General features: G+C 37.3%; 18 protein-coding genes and 1 pseudogene. 7 read left to right on the top strand and 12 right to left on the bottom strand.

Annotated features, from left to right (window positions below; all coding sequences use genetic code 11):
- Positions 1–367 precede the first annotated feature (367 nt).
- A complete protein-coding gene (locus PH210_RS25600) occupies positions 368–1237 on the bottom strand; it encodes a 5'-methylthioadenosine/S-adenosylhomocysteine nucleosidase (RefSeq protein ID WP_289989196.1) in 870 nt (289 codons plus the stop codon).
- An 837-nt stretch (positions 1238–2074) separates the two neighbouring features.
- Here PH210_RS25600 and PH210_RS25595 point away from each other — a divergent pair.
- Positions 2075–2551: a hypothetical protein gene (locus tag PH210_RS25595; RefSeq protein ID WP_289989195.1), complete on the top strand. Its 477-nt coding sequence runs from the start codon at positions 2075–2077 to the stop codon at positions 2549–2551.
- Here the strand turns inward: PH210_RS25595 and PH210_RS25590 are convergent.
- Positions 2552–3124: pseudogene (locus PH210_RS25590) on the bottom strand (IS110 family transposase); the annotation flags it as partial.
- A 716-nt stretch (positions 3125–3840) separates the two neighbouring features.
- Here PH210_RS25590 and PH210_RS25585 point away from each other — a divergent pair.
- Both PH210_RS25585 and PH210_RS25580 read left to right on the top strand, forming a co-directional pair.
- Positions 3841–4854, top strand: coding sequence for a DUF3231 family protein (locus PH210_RS25585; protein ID WP_289989194.1), 1014 nt, complete (start codon positions 3841–3843; stop codon positions 4852–4854).
- A 1349-nt stretch (positions 4855–6203) separates the two neighbouring features.
- Positions 6204–6416, top strand: coding sequence for a hypothetical protein (locus PH210_RS25580; RefSeq protein ID WP_289989193.1), 213 nt, complete (start codon positions 6204–6206; stop codon positions 6414–6416).
- Positions 6417–6638: 222 nt separating this feature from the next.
- On the opposite strand, the gene PH210_RS25575 is transcribed toward PH210_RS25580, so the two are convergent.
- The 10 genes from PH210_RS25575 to PH210_RS25530 form a co-directional block, all read right to left on the bottom strand.
- The gene (locus PH210_RS25575) at positions 6639–7499 is read right to left on the bottom strand and encodes a hypothetical protein (RefSeq protein WP_289989192.1); all 861 of its coding nucleotides are present in this window, start codon (positions 7497–7499) and stop codon (positions 6639–6641) included.
- A gap of 1083 nt (positions 7500–8582) precedes the next feature.
- Positions 8583–10064 (bottom strand): amino acid permease, encoded by a 1482-nt coding sequence (locus PH210_RS25570; protein WP_289989191.1) that lies wholly within the window; start codon positions 10062–10064, stop codon positions 8583–8585.
- 120 nt (positions 10065–10184) lie between these two features.
- Positions 10185–10805, bottom strand: coding sequence for a HutD/Ves family protein (locus PH210_RS25565; protein ID WP_289989198.1), 621 nt, complete (start codon positions 10803–10805; stop codon positions 10185–10187).
- A 186-nt stretch (positions 10806–10991) separates the two neighbouring features.
- The gene (gene hutU, locus PH210_RS25560; RefSeq protein WP_289989190.1) at positions 10992–12665 is read right to left on the bottom strand and encodes a urocanate hydratase; all 1674 of its coding nucleotides are present in this window, start codon (positions 12663–12665) and stop codon (positions 10992–10994) included.
- Positions 12666–12866: 201 nt separating this feature from the next.
- Positions 12867–13025 carry a hypothetical protein gene (locus PH210_RS25555; protein ID WP_289989189.1) on the bottom strand — a complete coding sequence of 53 codons (159 nt, stop codon included), beginning with the start codon at positions 13023–13025 and terminating at the stop codon, positions 12867–12869.
- Positions 13026–13109: 84 nt separating this feature from the next.
- On the bottom strand, positions 13110–14408 hold the full coding sequence (locus tag PH210_RS25550) for a Glu/Leu/Phe/Val family dehydrogenase (RefSeq protein WP_289989188.1): 1299 nt from the start codon (positions 14406–14408) through the stop codon (positions 13110–13112).
- Positions 14409–14471: 63 nt separating this feature from the next.
- Positions 14472–14654, bottom strand: a complete 183-nt coding sequence (locus tag PH210_RS25545; protein WP_289989187.1) for a YolD-like family protein — start codon at positions 14652–14654, stop codon at positions 14472–14474.
- Between the two features lie 238 nt (positions 14655–14892).
- A complete protein-coding gene (gene hutH, locus PH210_RS25540) occupies positions 14893–16431 on the bottom strand; it encodes a histidine ammonia-lyase (RefSeq protein WP_289989186.1) in 1539 nt (512 codons plus the stop codon).
- Positions 16432–16543: 112 nt separating this feature from the next.
- Positions 16544–16993: a histidine utilization transcription antiterminator HutP gene (gene hutP / locus PH210_RS25535; protein WP_289989185.1), complete on the bottom strand. Its 450-nt coding sequence runs from the start codon at positions 16991–16993 to the stop codon at positions 16544–16546.
- Between the two features lie 79 nt (positions 16994–17072).
- Positions 17073–17921: a MerR family transcriptional regulator gene (locus tag PH210_RS25530; RefSeq protein ID WP_289989184.1), complete on the bottom strand. Its 849-nt coding sequence runs from the start codon at positions 17919–17921 to the stop codon at positions 17073–17075.
- Between the two features lie 285 nt (positions 17922–18206).
- On the opposite strand from PH210_RS25530, the gene PH210_RS25525 reads away from it, so the two are divergent.
- The 4 genes from PH210_RS25525 to PH210_RS25510 all read left to right on the top strand — a co-directional run bounded on the left by PH210_RS25525 (position 18207) and on the right by PH210_RS25510 (position 22483).
- Positions 18207–19595: an APC family permease gene (locus tag PH210_RS25525; protein ID WP_289989183.1), complete on the top strand. Its 1389-nt coding sequence runs from the start codon at positions 18207–18209 to the stop codon at positions 19593–19595.
- Between the two features lie 82 nt (positions 19596–19677).
- Positions 19678–20517 (top strand): ATP-binding cassette domain-containing protein, encoded by an 840-nt coding sequence (locus tag PH210_RS25520; RefSeq protein WP_289989182.1) that lies wholly within the window; start codon positions 19678–19680, stop codon positions 20515–20517.
- A gap of 1 nt (position 20518) precedes the next feature.
- On the top strand, positions 20519–21262 hold the full coding sequence (locus PH210_RS25515; protein WP_289989181.1) for a HoxN/HupN/NixA family nickel/cobalt transporter: 744 nt from the start codon (positions 20519–20521) through the stop codon (positions 21260–21262).
- A 42-nt stretch (positions 21263–21304) separates the two neighbouring features.
- Positions 21305–22483 (top strand): agmatinase family protein, encoded by a 1179-nt coding sequence (locus PH210_RS25510; protein ID WP_289989180.1) that lies wholly within the window; start codon positions 21305–21307, stop codon positions 22481–22483.
- The last annotated feature ends 19 nt before the right edge of the window (positions 22484–22502 follow it).

The following is a 22502-nucleotide window of genomic DNA, read 5'->3' as shown; positions in this document are numbered from 1 at the left end:
GTCCTTTTTGCCGCCAAGCTTTGGACACTCATATCTTACCAAGGGGCTTTTTTATATTCAAACCTCATATTTCTTCATTACAGGAATGCTGCCAGTTAGTGCAACAAGAAAAAAGGATCGCCGCAACAACCCTCTCTTAAACTCAAGCACCCGTTAGTGTAAGTACAATGTTTCACAAGTTCCCTTCATGCACTACTACCATACCTTTTTGTAGTTTGTTTGTTTTTCCTAACAAATCTGTCGTTAACATTATTAATAAGAAAAAGGCTGCCATTTGAATTAATACTTCATTTCTTGATTCATTAATTAAGCACCCAAAAACAGAAACCTTTAATAAGTTTCCATTAGGTTTTATTGTTTATTTTTATCATTTGATTGGAATCGTCGATATATATTTTTTAACTACTTCATAAACGTATTCTTGGTTTGCTGCTGCTGTATCCGGGTTGTATTTACCGCCATTTGTTTTATTGTTTGCTAGCACTCGAATACACAAGAATGGTACATCATATGCCTTGGCAATTTGTGCTGCAGCAGCACCTTCCATTTCCTCTACAGATGTTCCATAGTTAGTATGGAACCATTTAATTCGATCAACTTCATTATTCCAAACGTTTGATGAACCTATCGTACCTTCGACAACCTTACCCTTAGTATAGTTATCTTTAACTGCTACGGCGGCTGCGAGTAAATCCTTATCTGCATCGTAGTACCGAATCTTTTGAACTATAGGATCTTCTAACCCATTTCCTTCAGAAGCCAATAAATCCACAGGTTTCCATTTTGTTGGATCAATTCCTTGGTTCTCATCCCTATTTGCTGTATTTAATGAACCTATGTTTGTAACTCGTTTACCCAACACAATGTCAAATACATATAAATTTGAATCATGCCCGCCTGATGTTCCTTGATTGATTATGGCTAGTGGGTTAAATTTTTCAATCGCCACAGCTGTAGCTGCAGCTGTATTTTCCATTCCCTTCCCTGTTTTAGCAACGACTACAGGATATTTGTCTAGAGTGCCTTTGTAAAACACAAAAGTTCCTGATTTTTCTTCTTTAACATTTTTTAATTTTGGTACAAATTTTTCAGCTTCTATTGGCATTGGGGCTTGAATTATGATTGGTCTCTTTGCTCCTTCTACTTCAGTTCCTATTTTGGTAATTGGATTACTAACCGAAATTATTAATAAGATCAATATAACAATAGTTGCTATTAAAGCGGATTTCTTTAGCATTTTGATTGTTATAAATAACCTCTCCTTTTTCTCATATGTAATTGAACTTAATCAACATGAACAGAATACATGGAATACTAAGTAACAAAGCTAATTTATAATTAACAAAATGTAGTCGTAACATAGGTAACATCACTGAATCAAATAATAAAGACCACCAAATATTCCAACCGTTATAGTGATTAAAAGCATGAAAATATTTCATACCCACCTATTCCATTACAATAAATAAAACTATCCAATCAAAAACATATAAGATTCTTTTTATTCGAGTTTCTGGAAATTTAGATAGGTAAACAAAAATTGCAGGAATCATAATAAGCAGTAGATAGATAAAGTATGTTGTTTCATGACTAAGTAAACTACCATCATGTACTTTCTAAAGGTGGAAGCTTAATAAAGCATTTACTTTATATATTAGATTTCCTACTGTTACATACGCCAAGGTAGGATAATACTTTTCGGAATTTTTCAGTCTCCCCATTTCCATGCCGAAAGTAAACAAATGAATGAAACAACAATTTGAAATATTGTCATCACACCTTCATTTTTATCATTTCATTAATATTCCAAATTGTTAATACTTTAAAACAACTCATTCAACTATACTGCATCCGTTTGCACAACAAGAAAAAAGACAGCCGCAGCGATCACTTTCTTTAACTCTTGCAACCGTTAGTGTAAGTACATTCCTTCACAAAGTCCTTTTCAATATCTTTACTATCTCAATCTTTCTTGTAGGAAGAACATTGATTCCAATATGAGAAGCAATAAGAAATAATATTTGACCGCATGGTTAATCCTAACATTAGTTATCGTAGAGTCAGGTGGTTGTTTATGTGGTATTGGTGGCTGTTCCTATCGTCTGCAATCTTTAATATTGTGGCAATTAAAGCAAAGCCAGTATTAAAACCCATTGAATACTATGCAACGATTGTTACTTGCCTATTCATAGCAGAAACCTTCGATAGATGGACAGACAAGATGGAGAATATCTATGGCTTCTTTAAAGAACATATCATGGAGTGGCAAACATTTGTTATTATCCTTGGCATCTATCCCGCCTCAGCCTATCTTATCCTTACATGGTTTCCTTATGGAAAGCCATGGTTGAAAAAGCTACAGTATATCATGGTATGGTCTGTCTTCTCGACAGGCTTTGAAAAATCTTTTCATTTAATCGGCTATGAGTATTTTTCTGGAGAATGGAAGATAACATATTCCGCATTATTCTATCCCCTCATATACAGTATGATGTTCCTGATATTGAAATTTGTACGGTACTTGATAAATAAAGAAAAAGCACCCAGTTAAAATAACATCTTCCGATGTTGGAAATTCCTTTAATAATTTTAGGGAAACCTTCGAAAATAAATCGCCAAATACTCCTCTATATTCAGGAAAAACTTGATCAAGTATAGTGTGGAACTGAAGTTTTGTCTGAACGTAAAGATTCGTTACTGTTTCGTATTGTCTGGATAGTGTTCGCAGGTTTAAGAATCTTTCCCCTCTTTTCTTGTACGGTTCAAATTCTTCTTTGTAATAAAGAATACAAAGGTGATAAGCATCGACTGCATCGGTCTTTACCTTTCTAAGGCTTGTTTTTTTTGCCTGATATGAAATGATTGGATTAACCAGGATATATAAATATTGATATTCCTCTAAGCTTTGAATAATTGGCGTATGATAGTGTCCTGTGGACTCAAGAATAACTGCTGATTTAACCCCAGATTTTCTCTTTAATTCTTTTAGAAACGAAATGAAAGAATCTAAACCTTCCTTTGTATGACTAACACTAAAACTCTTTCCAAACGGTTTATCTTTGTCTAAAAAGGCTTGAGCTTCACTTTCCCCTTTGGCTACATCCAGGCCAACGACTGGATTCATTATTTATCTCTCCCTCAGTTTTAGTCACCAGTTACCCCTATTCCTTCTTGTAGTTCCATAGCTTCGCTTGTTATACGAGATCAAATGTCCCAACCAGCCTCAAACATCATTCCACAAGTAGGGGGCGAACAGTTTAGTTGACGAGATCAATCTCCCACGCACCCGTACGTTCAGGAAGTAATTCCTCCTGCTGTTTTTAGGCAAAATAAAGTTTGTAAAAGGTGAGGTAAACAGAATAGTTCACAAAGGAAAGCCCAATCGCGTTATGACCGATTAATTTCCTTATAGGTCCTACATACGATTCTTCCCAACTAAATTAGACATACTGACTCTCCATTTTTATTGTTGATTACTTATTGTTCCATAAAAAATCCAGTTATTCCTTCTTCAAGTAACCTGCTTCGTTAGTGCAATGAAAAAGGGATCGCCGCAGCCATCCCATTCTTTAACTCTTGCACCCTTTAGATTAAGTGTAAACCTTCACAAACTCTTTGGTGGAGGTAAATCTTATCTGAAGAATCCCCATAATAAGGTAATAACGGTACATTAGCATTACGCTTTTACCTTGCGTGTGCTTTCATCACCGAGCCATACCATCAATATTTTGTAAAAGGCAATCGTGTAATGAAACAAGGAAGCAACTGACCTTTAATTGAAATTTATGAATCGATTTCAATATATTGTAAAAAATAAATAAAAGACAGCGGAGGTTACACATGTTAGATGATAAAAGTCCTTTAAGTGCATCGGAGATTGGAATGCTTTGGCTTACATACATGGAAAAAACAATGATTCTAAGAATTACGGAATACTTCTTGGAAAAAGCAGATGACAAGGAAGCAAGAAACCTTTTAGGTATATGCTGGCAAGAAGTCAGTTTTTATACAGAGTTGATGAAAAATCTTTTCGAACAGCAAGGAATTGCCGTTCCGATTGGATTTACAAAACAAGATGTTAACTTAGACGCTCCAAAATTATACGACAACGGGTTTGACATTATGCTCCTTCGCGTTTTTAAAGAAATGAGCATGGGCTTATACACCATCAGTATGAATATGGCTTACCATGTCGATGTCATGTCAATATTTGAAGGGCTGAATGTGGTTACACTCAAAATTTATAAACTAGCTACTCTTTATTTGCTAAGAAAAGGGATTCTTACCCTTCCTCCAAAAGTAACGATGCCAAAAACAACGGAGTTTATAAAAAGCAAAGAATATTTAGAGGGATTAAACCCATTTAGCCAAAAACGGTCCTTCAACGATATTGAATTGGGCATCTTGCACCACGGAATTGAATCTAATAATGTTGGATTGCAGTTGATGACTGGTTTTGCCCAATGTGCCCTGGACAAAGAAGTAAAACAATATTGTGTAAAAGGGATGGAACTTGCGAAGAAACAAATTCAAACCTTTGAGGAAATGCTTATAAAGGCAAATGTTCATTTCTCTGCTACTTCTGGAAGTACAGTCACTACATCCACAGTCTCGCCGTTTTCTGACAAACTGATGATGCACTGTATCGCCTTCCTCAACGGATTCGCCATTGTAGGAATGAGTTTTGGGACATTTTTCAGCTTAAGAAGAGATTTAATAATGCAATCAACATTAATTGCCAAGGATGTCTTTTTCTACGGTGAAGAAGGAATTAACATTATGATAAAAAAAGGGTGGTTTGAAGAGCCTCCACAAATGGAGGACCGTACTCAAATCATTACAAACAATCAATAAATATAATTTTTATGCACAGAAAAATGGTGGTGTTATTTTTAACACTAAATCTCAATGTGGGGGGATAGCTTTGAAAAAACTTATTCGCTTATTTTCCGTTTTAATTTCTTTATTGATTAAATCAGCATTTTTAATGGATAACCTCAAACATAGATTAAATTCTCTGTTAAGAATGCCGACTTTAGAATGAGGATAAGTATTTCGTATCTTCTATTTCCACATTGGTTAAAAAAGGTGAGCACAGATTTTAGTTGGCTTATGGACAAGTGTTAGACGTTTCTTCCACTATCCTGCTCCGTTAGCTCAATAACAAAAAAGGATCGCCGCAACAACCCCATTCTTCAACTCTTGCACCCGTTAGTGAAAGTATATTCCTCCACAAAATGCTGTTCTCTATTAGTTTACTATCTAAATCCTTCCACTTTAGATGATTTATTTCTTTAAAGCTTTTTTACTCCTCTCAACAACTCAAAACAAATATGACCATCCCGAATATTTTAGGAAACGGTCCTTGTTCCTTTATATCTTAACGGTTGAGTATATATACTCCATTTTTCTTTGTATATATCTAGCTGCTAACAAACGATTAAAAAGGTCTATTTCATCAAGAAGTTTAATTAATTCTTGGGTCTCCTTCATAAATTCGCCTCCGTAGAGTTGTTCTTGCAACCATTTCTTAAAATATATGCGGTCTTCTTCCTGGTGTCTAACGTAATAAATTACAATATCATCCCTATCAAGATTGGTTCCTACTTTAAATCAACCAATAGACCTTTGTTCATTTAAAGACCCATCAATATACATTGTTCCAAATACTATATCATCTCTCTCCCATCTCCATTCGCAGCTATAAGGAATATCTGGAAGACCATTTAAATCTAAATATGCAGTCCCATTCTTTTCATTTTCCGCCTGATGAGGTGAAATAATCCTTTGTTTATGAATCGATAGATTGGTTATATCACGTTGGTATCATTTTAGTTTTTTCTCCTTCAAGTAAACATAAATTTAAAAATTTAAACTTATAGTAAGGCACCATAAATCCTTTGTAAAGAATAGTTCATATTTTTTCCTTTTCATTCACCGAAATATCAAAAATTGGAACGTGTATTTTTATTACCAGTAAATCCACTTTTCCCCTTTAAAATTCAGGATATATTCAACTTGTTATAGTAAATATCTTCTTTTACTAAACTGCTTCTTTAGTTCAACAAGTTTAAACCCGTATTGTCAAATGTCTTTGTAATTAAATGACAAATTTATGATTCTGGAGAAAAAACTCTTTTCAATATCAATTTTAATTGGTACTATTCCAATTAATAAGGTAGGAATAGTGGGTGTTTTTGAAAATGTCTTTATATGAAATATTACCAAGTGATTTTTTGATTCAATTTTATAATGAAGTGCAGAAAAAGATTTCGAAAGGATTAGTTTCTAAAAATATGTACTATGAATTAGGACTAATAATTGCAGCTGCGTCAAGAAGAGGGATTCTATTGGAGAAGCCAAAAGATTTTGAACAACACATTGTCCACGATTTATTAAATGAATTAAGTAAATAGAATTCAGTCGTGACTTAATAAATAGTTAATCGTTAAAGGTCATTCCATTAAACAAACAAAAAAGCTATTGATAAAAAACGGCGGTTATTTTACTATGTCATCATCCCGTATGATAAAGGATAATTTGAACTCCGGAGGGGATAATCCATAGTAAAAAGATAAAGGTGACAAATAATGAACAGCAAAAACCCGTTAAGCGCATCCGAACTGCACCTGTTTTCATTAGGATGGATTTTTATCGGCTACTATTTGTTTAGATAATCTTTTATCTATAACTCCAACAAGGAAAATAAGAAATAATGCTAAACAAATATAGTAAATTTGGTCCCACCATATGAGACTATGAAGAATTCCAATCTTTTCAAGAACTTGATTCACAGTATAAATAAATATACCTGTTAAAATATATTTGATCCACTTCGGTTTCCAATTGATTTTAATCATTAGACAATAAAAAAGACTTGCGCATAAATAGTAAATTGCTGAGAATGCAATGGAATCTTTCCCTACATTCTCAAACCATCTAGGGCGATAAAATCTATTCAAGAAAAATAGCATCGGAAGAATATGGGCACTGGCAGATATGGAACCCGTGATTAAATAGAGCATCAAATTGTGTTTGAATCCCCTTGAAGGGTGTAAAATCCATTTATAGAAAACCTTAGCTAAAGAAAAATATAAAGGGAGACCTAATCCTGTATATGCTAATTTCCACCAGTGCTGTGTATAGATATGAAGCTTTAAAAATAACCATTCAATCCCTACAAAGAAGCCAGAAAAAAAGATAATCCAAAGCCAATTTAAGTGGAAAGTTGCTATCAAGGTTGCTGTGACCGGTAAAGATAATGCGTTTGAGAAAAACGCTCCCAATTCACTGTCATAAAATGAATTACGCTTGATAATATTGGGGTTATAATCATAGCTTCCTAAGAAATTAAATATAGTGGTCTCGATGATATAACCAAATCCAACCATTGTTAAATAAAGAAACAGGGTTCGAGTGTTTCTTTTTTTTAATAAAATAAAACAAAACAGTATCGTACTTGAAATGAGTAATGCAAAAAAACAATAACTATTATGCACACGGTTCACTCCGATACTAAAAGAATTCCTAAAGTTTGTCCTCTTAATTTTTTTATTATTAGAGATTCTCTAATTTCTATACTTCATATTGATTCATTACGGTGAAACGTATCATAAATACGGTACATTAAAAATCATTTTTGTTGGCGGTACCTCGTAAAAAGGTGGCTTCCCCATCCCCATCTTAAGAGACGAAGTCAGTGTTACCGTAGGCAAAAATAAAGGATTAAACGAAGATATCATTATTCGATTTGTTTCCGCTGCATACTTTGAACTGGTGGAATGGTGACTTAAAGAAGGAATACCTTATCCGCCACGCGATATGGCAGAGCAAGTCGGAGAATTAGTAAAGAGAATATTATAATTACTAAAAAATATTAAAGCGCGGAAGTTCAACAGCCAGGTATGAACATGGCTGTTTTGTTCGCAGCAATAAATAATAAACTTTGTTCAAATCATTCAATATAATGGGTACTTAATTGATTTAGTATTTAAACAATTTTAGAAATGCCTTTAATTTAGTTTGGTGACACCAGACAAAAATAAAAAAAACGATTTTACTAACAAAGAGAGAATACTTTTTTCTTAATATTGTGAAGAAATGCACTTAAACTAACCTGCCATATAGTTTAAGTACAATACTTCACAAACTCCATGCTGCTGTTAACATGAAAAATCAACCATGCTTGAGATTTTTATTTCATTAAATGGCCCTTAACATAAAGAAGGAGCACAATTCATGCTGCAGAATTGGCTCGATTGTGGAATAGTCTAATTTGCGTTTTAAAAAAACTTAAGTGGAAATGAAATCTTTATTGTCATTCAACAGGTCATTGGCTTTGAAAGCACAGGTGAGATGATTACCCTTCAAATCCCTATTATTAGGCCGCTTGCAGTATTAGTTTTATGAATAGGGACTAATTCTGCTTCCACATCAAATTCCTTTTTTCTATTTTCTGACATGCTCAAGATCGCTGATTCACTAAGGGACGATTCTCTATTTCATCTGATATCTGCATGGAAAACGCCCCTATGAATAGCACTAACGCTTTGAAATTCCAAAGCGTTAGTGAAAAAGTGATCTTATTCTCGACTGAAATCAGCCTCTTGTAATGGAACCATCTTTGATTTCTTTACAATTTTATAGCTAAAATATCCAAGTAAGAATAAAGGTAATCCAATATAAGAAACCAGAATTCCATACCAGTCAATCTTATCCCCGATAAATGCCCCGTAATTTGTTCCGAGCATTGCCACTAAACATAATATTGTCGCAAGTATTGGTCCTAACGGGAACCATTTCGCAAAATAAGGAAGATCTTTAAAGTCTCTGCCTTGCGCAATATAAGCTTTTCGGAATCGATAATGAGTAACTGAAATACTTAACCAAGAGAGATAACCTGCTAGACCGGCAGCATTTAATAACCATGAATAAACGGCTCCGTCACCGAAAAAAGAAGTTAGGAAGCAAAGCATTCCTATAAAAGTAGTTGCATACAATGCGTTTACAGGGACGCCGCCTTTATTTACTTTTTTCAAAAATGCTGGTGCTTTACCTTCTTCTGCCAATACCCAAAGCACCCGTGAACCAACATATAAACAGGAGTTTCCTGCAGATAAAACGGATGTAAGGATGACAGCATTCATCGCAGCTGCGGCAAATGCCAGCCCAGCATGTTTAAAAACGAGAGTAAATGGGCTTACCCCAATATTTTCAAGATCGGAACTTAATAAATTGGGATCATTATAGCTAATTAAACATCCGATGACAAAAATGGCTAAAACATAGAATAAAAGAATTCGCCAGAAGATTTGCTTAATCGCTTTAGGGATATTTTTTTCAGGATTTTCACTTTCACCTGCAGCTACTCCAACCATTTCAGTTCCTTGAAAGGCAAATCCTACTACCATAAAGACACTAAATATGGATAAAAGACCTCCCTTAAATGGCGCCTCACCTTTTGTAAGATTTCCAAATCCACCAGTATGTCCATTCATAATTCCAAAGATCATCAATAATCCAACAACAATAAAAATCAAAATGGTTACAACCTTAATAATGGAAAACCAAAATTCGGATTCACCATAACCTTTTACAGATAAAACATTTAGGCCAAAAATAAGGACGAGAAAAATTGCACTCCAGATAATGCCTGGAACATTAGGCAGCCAATATTTCATAATCAATGAAGAAGCCGATAATTCAAGAGCAAGAATAATAGCATTGTTGTACCAATAATTCCATCCAACCGCAAACCCTAAGGCAGGGTCAACAAATCTTGCTGTATAGGTACTAAAAGAACCCGAAATTGGGATAAATGCAGCCATCTCCGCTAAGCTTGTCATGAGGAAATAAACCATGATTCCCGCAATTAGATAAGCCGCAATCGCCCCACCTGGACCGGCATCATGAATAGTAGTACCACTTGCTAAAAAAAGACCTGTTCCAATCGTTCCACCAATGGCAATCATGGATAGGTGCCTTGTTTTTAATTTTCTCTCTAGGTGTTCGTGTTGATCTCCTAGATTTGTTTGCTGAGTTTGTTTTTTTTGTACCGCTTGCATAAAACACCTCTTTTTTAGTTTCTTATAATTAATTCTTATACAATCTTAAAAATACCATAAGACCGTACAAAAAAGCGCTTTCATAGATTAATATATTTAAAAATAGAATTAGGCACCCTGTTACTTAACAATGATACTTGCTCTAATGACCGTAACCGTTTTTCCCATTTTACGACGAAACTTAATACTCATTTCCTCAGATAAAATATCCCTCATAAAAATCAATGTATCGCCTTTTTCGAAAAATATTGAGGATTCTTCACCTATTTCAACTCCTGCCATTCCATCAACACAATAAAAAACCTCTGCGGTTCCTGTCACATCCAACATTAAATCTTGAATATCCTTATTAACCTGAATGCAGGTAAGCCCTCCATCCCATCCCTCAGATAACATTAAATTAAAATCCCTAACAATCCCTTTGCTTCGTGTTGTCCATCCACCATCAAAACGATCTTGCTCAAATGGCTTCAAAAACACCGAATGTTTTCCTTCATGCTCAAGATCCATTTCACCTTCAAGTGTCATTATTACTCTTTGAATACCTGGCAGATGTGTAAATAGGGATTCTTCTACTTCGATTTCAGCAGTACTAATGCGCCATTGGAAATTCCGTTTACTATAATCCGCATCCTCAGGATAAATGGCCAGTTGCGTTGTTTTTCCACCGGACCATAAATTTGTAGTTTGTTCATTTTTTTTTATAAATTTTATTGAATAAGTCATATTCCCACTCCACATATCTATCAAAAAATTTTACTCTTTGCTCATCCAAAAGAGATCCCGGCGATATTCTTCTATACTTTTGCTCAGACATCACACCTTTAACAAGGGGAGTTGTTGAGCTCCCCTGTAAGGTAAAGAGCTGAGAAGCATTTCTGATAAAAAGTACTTAACTCATTCGAATCAATCCGCTTCGGTCTGGTCTTAGTTGTGCTTTAACATTGGCATTTTGATGTCTTTTTCTCTCGCTGTTTTAATCGCTAGTTCATAACCAGCGTCAGCATGGCGGACAACACCCATACCAGGGTCAGTCGTTAATACGCGCTCTAATCGTGCTTCTGCTTCTTTCGTGCCATCGGCAACGATAACCATACCAGAGTGCTGTGAATATCCTATACCTACGCCGCCGCCATGGTGTAAAGAAATCCAGCTTGCGCCTCCAACTGCGTTAATCATCGCATTTAGGATTGGCCAGTCAGATACTGCATCACTGCCGTCTTTCATGCTTTCTGTTTCACGGTTTGGAGAAGCAACAGAACCAGCATCCAAGTGATCACGACCGATAACGATTGGCGCGGAAACTTCACCTGAAGCAACCATGTCGTTAATAATTTTACCAAAACGGGCTCTTTCACCGTATCCAAGCCAGCAAATACGTGCTGGAAGACCTTGAAACGCAATTCTTTCTTGTGCCATACGCACCCATTTGCAAAGATGCTCATCATCTTTATATACACGAAGTAATGCTTCGTCAATTTTACGGATATCTTCTGGATCACCAGATAATGCTGCCCATCGGAAAGGTCCTTTTCCCTCACAGAACAGTGGTCGGATGTAGGCTGGAACGAATCCAGGGAAATCAAATGCATTTGCTACGCCTTCGTCTTTTGCTACCTGACGGATATTGTTACCGTAGTCAAATGTAACAGCGCCTTTTTGCTGCATTGTAAGCATTGCTTTTACGTGTGTTGCCATGCTTTGTTTAGAAAGCTTTACATATAGTGTAGGATCTTCTTCTCTTAATCTAGCTGCTTCTTCTAATGAATAACCAACAGGAACATATCCATTAAGCGGATCGTGAGCTGAAGTTTGGTCTGTTAGTACATCTGGGTTGAAGCCTTTTTCAATCATTAATGGTAAGATTTCTGCTGCATTGCCAAGAAGTCCGATGGAGAGTGCTTTTCCTTCTTTTTTCGCTTCAAACGCTATTTTAAGCGCCTCATCAAGGTCTTTTGTTTTTACATCCAAGTATCTTGTTTCGATACGGCGGTCAATTCTCCATTCATCTACATCGATCGCGATACAAACTCCATCATTCATGGTTACTGCAAGTGGCTGAGCGCCGCCCATTCCGCCAAGACCTGCTGTTAATGTAATGGTATGTTTTAATGAACCGCCAAACTCTTGACGTGCAAGTTCTGCAAATGTTTCATACGTACCTTGGACAATACCTTGGCTTCCAATATAGATCCAGCTACCTGCTGTCATTTGACCGTACATCATCAAGCCTTTTTTATCTAGCTCATGGAAATGCTCCCAGTTCGCCCATGCAGGTACAAGGTTTGAGTTCGCAAGCAATACGCGTGGTGCATCTTTGTGTGATTTCCATACAACTACTGGCTTACCTGATTGAACTAAAAGTGTTTCATCATCTTCTAGTTCTAAAAGCGTTTTCACAATGGCATCAAAAGATTCCCAGTTACGAGCTGCTTTCCCAATCCCACCGTAGACAACAAGATCTTCTGGTCTTTCTGCTACTTCTAGATCTAGGTTGTTATAAAGCATGCGAAGAGCAGCTTCTTGAATCCAGCCTTTTGCATGTAGTTCCGTACCGATATAATTTTTAATGATTCTTTTTTCAGATGTTTTCGTTTCCATAACTTCCACTCCTATTGTAACTATGGCTTCATTATAAAAATAAAATCTTTTGAAAAATACGAACGAAAAATTCGAAAACTTATAAATTCTTTAAAAATTGCGGTTGTTTATATATAAGTTTTTATCTAAAATAGCAATATTTATAGATTTGTTCATTATTTTTATCATCTCGTAAATAAAGGTCGATTCATTGTAAAGTTCTTAAACAGGGACTAATTCCCTACTTTGATCAGTAAAGTAAACAATCTCAGAAAGAATCCTGCAGCCTTCCATGTTATTGAAAGCACCTCTTGCATCTTCTTCTGAGTCAAATTCATACATAGTAATATTTGAATTTGAATAAGAAGTGATGACCCACATAAAATCTCCTCCAATTAAGATTCTTATATATTGCTAGATAATTTTTATATTTTATCAACCGGGTATTCGGTTATTAAACAATATTTAAACCCAGCCACGAAAATGGGATGCTTCTGCCATTTTTCTTATTCCAACCATATAGGCAGCCAAGCGCATATCTACTTGGTATTGTTGAGCCGTGGAGAAAACCCTTTCAAAGGAATCGACAATTTTAGTACGTAACCTTTGGGCTACTTCTTCTTCTGACCAATAAAAACCTTGGTTGTTTTGTACCCATTCAAAATAGGAAACAGTTACACCGCCAGAGCTTGCAAGTACGTCCGGAACAAGTAATACGTTACGATTTGTTAATATGTGTGTGGCTTCAAGGGTTGTTGGTCCATTCGCGGCTTCCACAATAATATCAGCCTTAATCTTATTTGCATTCTCGCCTGTAATTTGATTAGAAATCGCGGCAGGAACAAGAATTTCACATTCTTTTTCAAGTAACTCCTGATTCGTAATAACGTTTGTAAATAAATTTGTTACGGTACCAAAACTATCGCGCCGATCAAGTAGATAATCTATATCAAGCCCTGCCGGATCATAAAGCGCACCATATGCATCTGAAATGCCAATCACTTTTGCTCCTGCATCTTTCATAAATTTTGCAAGATAACTTCCTGCATTCCCAAACCCTTGGATAATAATGCGTGAACCCTTTATTGGAATCCCTCTTCGTTTTGCTGCCTCTTCGATGCAAATCGTCACTCCGGCAGCCGTTGCTGATTCACGTCCTTGAGAACCTCCAAGTACAATCGGTTTTCCTGTAATAAATCCTGGAGAATCAAATTCTTGAATACGGCTATACTCATCCATCATCCATGCCATAATTTGCGGGTTTGTATAGACATCTGGTGCAGGAATATCTTTCGTTGGCCCGACAATTTGGCTAATAGCACGCACATATCCTCGACTTAAACGTTCTAATTCAAGAAATGACATGCTGCGAGGGTCACATATAATTCCCCCTTTTCCACCGCCGTATGGAAGATCAACAATTCCGCATTTTAAACTCATCCACATGGATAACGCTTTTACTTCCTCTTCACTTACCTCCGGATGAAAACGTATACCCCCTTTTGTAGGACCAACAGCGTCGTTATGTTGAGAACGGTATCCAATAAAAATTTTAGTGGAACCATCATCCATTCGGACTGGGATACGTACCGTTAGGATTCTAAGCGGCTCTTTTAATAACTCATACATTTCCTCACTATAGCCTAATTTTCTTACAGCCATTTTTATAATAGATTGAGTGGAACTCAATAAATCCAATGTCTCATTTTGCGAGCCATCTTGTTTTTGAACTCGTTCGCCATTTACATCAACTGCCACTTTCATTTGATGCACCTCTTATATAAGTTGTTTGAATGGAATGTACCAATGTATTATTTAATGCAATCTTTAATGAATTTCTTTAATATCGGATAAACGAATGGAGAGATTTTTTTGCTGTCTGTCTTTTAATAAAAGTGCTTGTTTCTGTATATCAATTAGACATACACGGCCATTGCATGTTAGTAATGAACTATTTTCATAGTAAGTAATTGTAATATATTCTTTTTTTGTCAACTCTTTTAAAAACATCTGTTATCCCTTTCTCAGAAGCTTAGAATTTCCGAAATAAAAATAATTTGATCCTTTAGATCGTATAAGGTCTGTAATATTCAGTAAGAAAATAGTCACCGGAGCAAACAATGCTCCGGAATGACGTTAAAGATTTGAACAAGAGGCGAGCATAGTAACCACTATAACTATTCCTCCCATTTTCGAAATAGGGATGATTTTGAAAGATGTAGGTCTAAAAACAATTCCATCACCGTGATTACTGTTTGGAAATTTCTTCATTTCTAACTTGTAAGTTTTGTTCTACAAATGATTTCCAGTCGATTTGATTTAACCAGCTTGCTGCTGCCTCAATATCCTTTGAGAACACACGATCTTGCGTAATACTTGGGATAAGCTTTCTCGCTTCCGTATAAAAAGCATTTGTAAATGAAGCCATTCTTTCTATTCCACGATATTCCACTGCCTGCAAGGCGCAAATAAGCTCAATTGCCAATACACGGCGGACGTTTTGAATGATTTGATGAGCATGGCGGGATCCAATTGTCCCCATGCTTACATGATCTTCCTGGTTTGCTGAAGATGGGATGGAATCCACACTCGCCGGGTGCGCCAATGTTTTGTTTTCTGATACAAGCGAAGCTGCCACATATTGCATAATCATCGCTCCCGACTGCAAACCCGGCTCTGGGCTTAAAAACGGCGGTAAATCATTTAGCTGCGGATTGACGAGACGCTCAATTCGGCGCTCTGAAATATTCGCGAACTCCGCCATGGCGATTTTAAGGAAGTCCATTGCAAAGGCGATCGGCTGGCCGTGAAAGTTCCCTCCCGAAATAACCTTTTCACCATCATTGAAAATAAGCGGATTATCGGTTGCTGCGTTCATTTCAATTTCAAGTTTCTCTTTTACATAATCAAGGGCCTGCCATGATGCGCCGTGTACTTGTGGGATGCAGCGAAGAGAGTATGCATCCTGTACCCGAAGTTCTCCTTGGGTAGTGACAAGCTGGCTGTCACTAATCATTCTCCGAATACGTTCCGCGACTTCAGACTGTTGACGATACCCACGTGAAAGATGAACATCAGCATCAAAAGCATCCTTAATTCCGCGTGATCCTTCTAATGTCAATGATGCGATCGCTTCCGTTTGAAGTGCAAGCTGCTCGGCTTCGATGTAATTGACTAGACCCATTGCTGTCATAGCTTGGGTACCGTTAATTAACGCTAAGCCTTCCTTCGCTTGCAGTGTCAGTGGAACGATGCCTTCTTTCGACAAAGCTGTGACGGCCTTCATTTGTTCCCCTTTATAAAACACTTCACCCTCACCCATTAACACAAGAGCCAAATGGGACAGTGGTGCTAAATCCCCGCTCGCTCCAAGTGAGCCTTGCTGCGGAATGACCGGATGTATATGTGCATTCAAAAGCTCAAGCAAGCGTTCAATGACAACGGGACGCACTCCAGAAAAACCTTTTAATAATGCGTTAGCACGCAGCAGAAGCATGGCTCGTGAAACTACTTCAGGGAACGGTTCTCCTACCCCGCATGCATGAGAGTGAATCAAATTCCACTGCAGCTGCTCGACATCTTCAGCATCAATCAATACATCACTAAACTTTCCAAACCCCGTTGTAATACCGTAGATGACTTTCTTCTGCTTTACGATCATTTCAACAGCTTCCCTGCTTTTTTCCACCTTGCTCCAGCTTTCCGCTGAAGCTTTAACAAACGCATTATTATATAAAACCTCTTTTGCTTCTTCAATCTTTAAAGTCTGACCTGTTAATACAACCATTTCTTACACCCCTTATCATTTTTTAAAAACCAAAAAGGGGGCCGTATTGACAGACGTATCCCGTCGTCAATACAGCCCCCTGTTTAACTAATAACTATAGGCTTATTATTATTTAAATGTGGTTAATACCTAATCCGATCGCTTCATGCTCAAACCCGCGAACCGGTGCTCCAATTGTTCCATACACTGCAACGGCAATCCATTCGCCCTCTGCCTTGTTCTCAAACGGATGGCCTCGAAGAATCGCAAACCGAAGACCTGCTGTTCTAAGCATTCCGCCAAGCTCAACTTGACCACGTGTTACACCATGCATCGCTTCAATAATCGCATGATACAATGCATGCATTTCACGATAAAGTTCAGCGTTGACTATTTCTTGCCTTTTCGCCGATGTTTCAATGGCTGCTACGATTTTCTGCAGCTCCATTGATCCAACCTTTCCTTTTCCATAGCGCCAATTCATTTGCGTAAGCTTACTTTCTAATAAAGCTTCTTCCTCTTCTTTTGCAAACGCGTACATGATTGCCTGCTGACCAATTTTTCTGTCGAATCCCTTCGTCATGCAGCTACCTCTTTTGCATTTTAATTTTCTAAATTGACTAATAACTGATTTTCATTGTAAACGCATTCCTATCGTTAGGTCAATAAATATTTTTCTTATAAGCTTTTTGAATCGGAACTTGTATTTCAAACATGACTTCATTTGGAATATCAGTTACCGTAATATCCACATGCATGATTTGAAGTGCATCACCCGTGATCCGGTATCCATTTTCGTCCAAGTATGCAAATATTTTATTCAAACTTTTACTTCGATTCCTTAACAATTCCCCATTATAACGAATACATGCAAATAACCCTTCAGGAATAATTTTCAAGTACTCTTCTGGAATTTGTTCATTATTTTTTGCGACGACAAAAATAACAGAGGGATCCTCAAAACGTCGGTCATTAATGTCTGCTTCCTTGATAATGATGCCCAAACGATTACTGGCAAGAATCGGAGCTTTCTCTGTAAGCATGGTCTCTAATCTTATAATACTGTAACAAAGTTCCAAATTCGTATTGATATGTTCATTTAACGTAAATAACTTTCGGCTTTTTATTTCACGAAGGGTAATCTCATGAAATGCCTCCTCGCTTAAAATACTGTCTAAATACATTATTTTTTCTTGAATATTTTCCTCAAGCTCAGATAATTCTTTTAGTTTACTAACAAGTTCGACATGTTTAGCTTTCAGAATATCCCTCGATTTCTTAAAATTTCGCTGATTGAAATACTGTTTAATTTCCTCCGTACTCATCCCGATTTGACGAAGCTCTTTGATCGTCCCAAGTATCTCGTACTGAAAAATTGAATAATAACGGTAACCTGTTTGAGAATCAACATATGTCGGTTTAAATAAATCAATCCGATCGTAATGACGTAATGTCTCTGTCGTCACCCCTCGTAACTTGGCCATTTCACTGATCGTTAACCTTTCTTTCATACAAACACCACCCTTTAAAGAAACAAAAATGATATAAAAAATGCCATTACAAAACCTATTGACCTTTGTGTAACACAAAGCTTTACCATAATGATACATTAAGTTCAGATTTATCTGAATAGTAAATTTAAAGGAGGTGAAATTTGGTAGATTTGTTTTCCTATTAGAAAACGATCCCTATCGAAAAGATATGATATTTATTCAACCAAGGAAAGAAGAGAAGAAACAAGATTTCGGGCAAACGCCCAAACAGAATTAAGAGAGTATAGCGGAGGAGGTAGGAATTTGACTGAAAAAGCAACTCTTAGAAGATCCCTTACATTGTTACAAGTTGTTTTTTTAGGTTTAGCCTGGAATAACCCAATGGTATTTTTTAATACTTATGGAATTGCAGCTGAAACTTCAAAGGGCGTACTTACGGGTGCGTATGTTATTGCGTTTATGGCCATTCTTTTTACCGCAGTCAGCTATGGAAAGATGGCAAAGGCTCATCCAATTGCGGGATCGGCGTACACCTATACTCAAAGGTCGATGAATTCTGAAACCGGTTTCATGGTTGGATGGACCATTTTGTTAGATTATCTGTTAACGCCGATGATTACCTGCCTTATGTCCGCTGTTTTTTTAAGCGCAGAATTTCCAAACATTCCGTTTTCTTTTTGGATTATCATCCTAAATATCGGTATAACCATCATTAGTTTAATCGGTATCAACTTCTCCGCAAATACAAGCAAAATTTTTGTTATCGCTCAAGTCCTTTTTATTGTCGTTTTTGCCATCTTAACCATCAAAAGCGTTTTGGGGGGCATGGGTACAGGTACACTTGTATCCCTTCATCCCTTCGTTAACTCAAATGTTTCAGTCTCTGTCATCTTCGCCGGGGCATCACTTCTCTGCTTTAGTTTTCTAGGTTTCGATTCCGTCACAACATTGTCGGAAGAAGCCATTAATCCGGAGAAAACGATTCCAAAAGCCATCTTTTTGATGATGCTTATCATGGGTATTATTTATATCGGTTCATCCTATTTGGCACAGATTGTCTTTCCAGGATTTCATTTCAAAAACACTGATTCTGCGGCACTCGAACTTGTCAAAATGATCGGTGGAAACTTATTTAGCTCTTTATTCATTACTGTCATGATTATCGGAAACTTTACTTCAGGTGTTTCGTCCGTAACGAGTGTTTCTCGCGTGTTGTATGTAATGGGCAGAGATTCGGTTTTACCGAAAAAAATATTCGGCTATATTCATCCACGATTTAGAACGCCATCCACTAGTATTCTAGTTGTTAGTTTCATTTCCTTATTTGGAATTGTGCTAAGCCTGGATACAGCGATTACGTTTATTAATTTCGGAGCACTGATTGCGTTCACCTTTGTAAATCTTTCCGTCATCGCACACTATTATGTGAGGAATCGTAAGCGGTCTTTCGCCGATACCATTCATTATCTTATTTTTCCGCTTATTGGTGCAGGATTCATCATGTGGCTATGGTCCTATTTGAATATTCATGCGCTCATTTTAGGAATCAGTTGGATGGCAATCGGATTTGTCTATCTGCTTTTCTTGACAAAATTCTTCCGTCAACGCCTTCGAAAGTTACATTTTGATGATGTGAATGATGATTACCTGTTAGTGGAAAGCCAGGATAAAAGTATTTCTGCCGATTTATAAATTTGGGTTTAATCGTTCATGAGACATTTAGTATTACAAATATTTAAAGGAACTTTTCCTATATAGGATGGTGTTACCTAGAATGTATGCATTGGAGTTTCATAATCTATCCTATGTTTTTCCAAATGGCGAACTAGGCCTTTCGGATATTTCCGGAGCAGTGCCATTTAATAGTAAAGCAGTGGTTCTTGGCAGCAGCGGCTCAGGAAAAACAACACTCGCTAATCAATTAAGTGGTGGATTACTACTTAAGAGCGGATCCATTCGATTATTTGGGGAAGAAACTCTATCAAAGCCAAAAAAATTTATTCGACGACGTATCGGATTTGTAGAACAAGATTTACGCTCATCCCTTTTTGTTCGAACCGTCTGGGAGTATGTAACTGCTGGAATCGTCAATAAATCACTGCCTAAAGCAGAGAAAATTAAAATGGCAGAGACGGCTCTAGGAATGGTTGGCATGCTTGAGTCGAAGTATCAAACCATAAGTTATTTAAACAAGAGTCAAAAAAAAAGAATAGGTATTGCTAGAGCACTTGTTACTCAAGCTGATGTTTTGGTTTTAGATGAACCGATTAGCGGCTTGGACCCTGAAGGTTATAAGAGCATTTATGCTCTTTTAGAAGGTTTACACATTATCGGAAAAACAGTTATCGTTCTGACTCACGATGTCGATTTTGCAGCTAACTGGGCGGATCATCTGTTCCTGCTAAGCGAAGGCCGTCTGTTAGCGGAAGGGTCACCTTCTTTGGTACTTGATGAAAAACTAATGGAAAAAGCGCGCTTGCGATTGCCGTTGCTGTCACTTCCCTTTATAAACCTTCCTAGACACAAATTTCGTACAATACCTCGAACAGTCGATGAAGCTATAACCATACTTAGAGAATTTGTCCAAAATGAACATTTTACAGGGAGGTTTTAAAGTGGATAATGCAATCTTTGGCCTTATATTACTTTCCGTTTTCTTAGGATTACGGCATGGGATTGATTGGGACCACATCGCTGCCATCACAGATTTGACAGGTGGTGAGAAAGAACAGAAAAAAGGATTTATTTTGGCCTTTTGGTACGCAATGGGTCATGAAGTCGTCATTATTGTGCTTGGAGGAATGGCGGTACTGTTCGGAAGCACACTCCCTTCTTGGGTTGATAACGTGATGGAACCGATTGTTGGAGTAACACTTATTATTTTGGCCTCTTTTTTATTGCTTTCTCTTTATAAAAACAGCCAAGAAATCATCATGGTTAGTAGATGGAGAATCCTATTTACAGGTTTTTATAATTTGTTTGCCTTACTTACTGGTCGTTATTTCGGGAAATACCGAGGTTTTGATTCCAGCATCAATATCAATGTTTCCCGTACCGGTTCTTTCGTCATTGGAATCGCTCACGGTATTGGCGCTGAAACTCCTACCCAATTGATGCTGTTTACCGCTGCTTCGAGCGTTGGTCATTTGGATCATGGGATCATCGTGGTCCTTGCGTTTGTCGTCGGCTTGTTGATTTCTCATACCCTGTTGGCCCTGGCTTGTTTTTTCGGGTTTACACGTATTCTCAAGAATAAAATAGCCTTTCGAAGCTTCGCATTTGCTACAGCGATATACAGTTTAGGCATGGGAATCCTCTATGTCTTTGGTGAATCTTCATTTCTTCCGGCAATTTTTTAACCGGATGTAAATCATTTAATACTTTCCTAGGAGGAATATAAAATGGGATTTTTTGATAATCATGGACTTAAATACAAACCGAGCACAGGTTTGGACGCTGAAACCAAAAACGATCTTTTAGGTGTTATTGCCGCCCAGAAAGAAAAGGAAGTTCCAAGAGTGAAAGCAGAGGAAGAAATCAAGCGTGGACTGGAATTTGGATTGGAAGCTGCTGAATCCATTGGAGATAGAACGATTTCCTGTTTTTCTAGAGGATCTTTACCACCCTATTCCGGCATTAATACTTTTCTCAAAGTCCCTTATTTAGAAGATGTTCGTGAAGTTGGAAAATATGATGTAGCCTTTATGGGAGTTCCTTTTGATATTGGAACCACTTACCGCTCTGGAACCAGATTTGGCCCGCAGGCGATTCGTCGCATTTCTAGTTTATTTACTTCCTTCTCTTTTGAATTAGGTGTTGATTTAAAAGAGTCACTAGATATGGTGGATATCGGTGATGTATTTACAATCGCCAATATTGAAAAAAGCTTTGATCAAATTACAAAAGCCGTATCACACGTATTTTCTTCGGGAACCATGCCCATTATTTTTGGTGGAGATCACGCGATCGGTTATCCGTGTTTGCGTGCCATTGCCGAAAATGTGGACGGGAACGTTGGAATCATCCATTTAGATCGACATATCGACATGGGTGAAAAGGATATGGATGAAAGAATGCATGGTACACCTTGGTTCCATGCCACTAATATTCCGAATGCTCCGGCTTCAAATCTGGTACAAGTGGGTCAGGGTGGATGGATTAGTCCACGTGAAGGCTATTCCAATGCTGGAAAAAGAAATACCACTATTTTAACCATGACAGATGTGGAAACGATGGGTATTGAGAAAGCAGCTGAAATTGCTTTGGAAACGGCCTGGAAGAATGCAAAAGCTGTGTATTTAAGTTTTGATATCGATAGTCTTGATCCTGGCTTTGCGCCTGGAACGGGTACACCTGAACCAGGCGGTTTCCTGCCACGCGAAGCATTGAAATTTTTACAGCTTGTCGCTAAGGAAGGTGTGTGCGCGATGGAAGTTGTTGAAGTATCACCTCCATATGATGTCAGTGATAAAACCTCCCTGTTGGCAGCCCGAGCCGTATTGGATGTCTTGGGTACAATGGTGGCAAATGGGAAAATTGGTAAAAGAAATCTATATTCTGAAAAAACCATCATGCGATGATTGAATAAAAATATCGGTA

Source organism: Paenibacillus sp. BSR1-1 (assembly GCF_030403775.1).
Classification (GTDB): Bacteria; Bacillota; Bacilli; order Bacillales; family Cytobacillaceae; genus Neobacillus.
The sequence above is the reverse complement of the archived record's forward strand: the minus strand, read 5'-3'. Positions and strand labels throughout refer to the sequence as shown.